Source organism: Trinickia sp. (assembly GCF_036503415.1).
Lineage (GTDB): Bacteria > Pseudomonadota > Gammaproteobacteria > Burkholderiales > Burkholderiaceae > Trinickia.
The window spans coordinates 1-2,715 of sequence record NZ_DASXWY010000112.1; the positions used below are offsets into that span (position 1 = coordinate 1).

Here is a 2,715-nt window from a genome sequence, read left to right on the forward strand (position 1 = left end):
TTTGGGGCCGGTTCACAGGTGGTGCATGGTTGTCGTCAGCTCGTGTCGTGAGATGTTGGGTTAAGTCCCGCAACGAGCGCAACCCTCGTTCCATGTTGCCAGCACGTAGTGGTGGGGACTCATGGGAGACTGCCGGGGTCAACTCGGAGGAAGGTGGGGACGACGTCAAATCATCATGCCCCTTATGTCTTGGGCTTCACGCATGCTACAATGGCCGGTACAAAGGGTTGCGATACTGTGAGGTGGAGCTAATCCCAAAAAGCCGGTCTCAGTTCGGATTGGGGTCTGCAACTCGACCCCATGAAGTCGGAGTCGCTAGTAATCGCAGATCAGCAACGCTGCGGTGAATACGTTCCCGGGCCTTGTACACACCGCCCGTCAAGTCACGAAAGTTGGTAACACCCGAAGCCGGTGGCCTAACCCCTTGTGGGAGGGAGCCGTCGAAGGTGGGACTGGCGATTGGGACTAAGTCGTAACAAGGTAGCCGTACCGGAAGGTGCGGCTGGATCACCTCCTTTCTAAGGAGCACCTACAGCCGTTCTGGCCCGTGTATGCGGGTGTGGGGGGTTGTCAGGAGTAAAGGCCCGTTGCGCAGGCGATTGTTCTGCGGCGGGTGCTCATGGGTGGAATATCAACGGATAGCGGCCGCGGGTTTTTCTTCTGCGTCTAGTACGGATGGGTTCCCTTTGGGGGGTTTGTCCTGGAACGGTGCGGGCGGGGGGTTCGTGGTTTAGTGTTTGGCACACTGTTGGGTCCTGAGGCAACAGGGCCGGGGGAGGGGAGTGTTTCTTTCTTGTCCCGGGACGTGTTTGTTTCTGGTTTCCTGGCTGCATCGATCGCATGCGTTGGCCCTTTGGGGTGGTGTGTGGGGTGTGTGGTACGGGGTTGTTGTTTGAGAACTACATAGTGGACGCGAGCATCTTTTATAAGAAGCAATTTCCAAGAATATGAACCTGGATCTGGCTGCGCGTGGTGATGGCTTCCTTTTGGGGGGTTGTTGTTGGGTGTGGTTGGTTTTCGTGGTTCTCTCGAAAATTACTGATTGATCTTTGTGGTCAAGTTTTTAAGAGCACACGGTGGATGCCTTGGCATTAGGAGCCGAAGAAGGACGTAGGAATCTGCGATAAGCCTGGGGGAGTCGATAACCGGACTGTGATCCCAGGGTGTCCGAATGGGGAAACCCCGCCAGACGCGCGAGTGATCTGGTGACCCGCATCTGAACACATAGGGTGCGTGGAGGGAACGCGGGGAAGTGAAACATCTCAGTACCCGCAGGAAGAGAAAACAACAGTGATTCCGTTAGTAGTGGCGAGCGAACGCGGATCAGGCTAAACCGACTCATGTGTGATAGCCGGCGGGCGTTGCATGGGCGGGGTTGTGGGACTTGTTGTCCTGGTTCTGCCGGACCGGGGAGGTGTGAGTGCTGGTATAGGTGAACGGTCTTGAAAGGCCGGCCGTAGAGGGTGTGAGCCCCGTAACCGTAATGCTGTGCGCCGCCTTTGATGAGTATCCCAAGTAGCACGGGGCCCGAGAAATCCCGTGTGAATCTGTCAGGACCACCTGATAAGCCTAAATACTCCCTAATGACCGATAGCGGACCAGTACCGTGAGGGAAAGGTGAAAAGTGCCCCGGTGAGGGGTCGTGAAATAGTACCTGAAACCGTGTGCCTACAAGCCGTCAGAGCGTCTTACACGAGACTTGTTCTTGTGTTCCGTGATGGCGTGCCTTTTGAAGAATGAGCCTGCGAGTTATGGTGTGTGGCGAGGTTAACCGGTGGCGGGTAGCCGTAGCGAAAGCGAGTCTGAAAAGGGCGTTGTGCTTTTAGGAGCACTGAGTCGCATGCTGTAGACCCGAAGCGGGGTGATCTAGCCATGGGCAGGGTGAAGCGCCGGTAAGACGGTGTGGAGGCCCGAACCCACCAGGGTTGAAAACCTGGGGGAAGACCTGTGGTTAGGGGTGAAAGGCCAATCAAACTCCGTGATAGCTGGTTCTCCCCGAAATGCATTTAGGTGCAGCGTCGTGTGTTTCTCGCCGGAGGTAGAGCTACTGGATGGCTAATGGGCCCTACCAGGTTACTGACGTCAGCCAAACTCCGAATGCCGGTGAGTGAGAGCATGGCAGTGAGACTGCGGGGGATAAGCTCCGTAGTCGAGAGGGAAACAGCCCAGATCACCGGCTAAGGCCCCTAAGCGTGTGCTAAGTGGGAAAGGATGTGGGACCGCGGTGACAACCAGGAGGTTGGCTTAGAAGCAGCCATCCTTGAAAGAGTGCGTAATAGCTCACTGGTCAAGTGATTCCGCGCCGACAATGTAGCGGGGCTCAAGCACACCGCCGAAGCCGTGGCATTGACGTGTATGCGTTGATGGGTAGGGGAGCGTTCTGTATCCGGTGAAGCCGCAGAGTGATCTAGTGGTGGAGGGTGCAGAAGTGAGAATGCAGGCATGAGTAGCGAATCACACGTGAGAAACGTGTGCGCCGGATGACCAAGGGTTCCTGGGGCAGGCTGATCCGCCCAGGGTAAGTCGGGACCTAAGGCGAGGCCGATAGGCGTAGTCGATGGACAACGGGTTGATATTCCCGTACCCGCTGACACGCGCCCACGCTGAACCCAGTGATGCTAACCATGGTGAAGCTCTGCTTACCGGCCCTTCGGGGCTTGGGGGTGGGGTGGATGGTGGGATCCGATCTGGTAGTAGGTGAGTGATGGGGTGACG

At 56.8% G+C, this 2,715-nt stretch carries 2 rRNA genes; both read left to right on the forward strand.

From position 1 onward, the window contains the following. A 16S ribosomal RNA gene (locus VGL01_RS15005) occupies positions 1-518 on the forward strand; the annotation flags it as partial. A 535-nt stretch (positions 519-1,053) separates the two neighbouring features. Further along, positions 1,054-2,715: ribosomal RNA gene (locus tag VGL01_RS15010) — 23S ribosomal RNA — on the forward strand; the annotation flags it as partial.